Below are 275 nucleotides of genomic sequence, written 5' to 3' on the forward strand. Positions count from 1 at the left end.
GGATGGGATCGCCGGCTTCGCGCAGCGGCACCTGGCGCGGCTAACGCGCTTGGGCTGGCGCTCGTGCCGGGCCGCGTGCCTGGTCGCCTACTTGGCAGGCGCAGCGGCGATCCTGCTATGGAGCGCCGCCATCGTGCTCGCGGTGCAGTGGGCCTACGCGGCGCAATTCGGCGCGGACGAAGGCGCCGCGTTACGCATCGGCACAGCGTCTTCGCTGATCGCGTTTGGCGTGTCGTCACCCTGGCGGCTCGTCGTAGCAATTGTTGCGTTGGCAG

General features: G+C 69.8%; 1 pseudogene. It reads left to right on the forward strand.

The features are described 5' to 3' along the window. Positions 1-91 precede the first annotated feature (91 nt). Positions 92-275: pseudogene (locus SB753_RS37080) on the forward strand (branched-chain amino acid ABC transporter permease); the annotation flags it as partial.

The sequence above is a fragment of the Paraburkholderia sp. SIMBA_053 genome (genome assembly GCF_046534895.1).
Classification (GTDB): domain Bacteria; phylum Pseudomonadota; class Gammaproteobacteria; order Burkholderiales; family Burkholderiaceae; genus Paraburkholderia; species Paraburkholderia caledonica.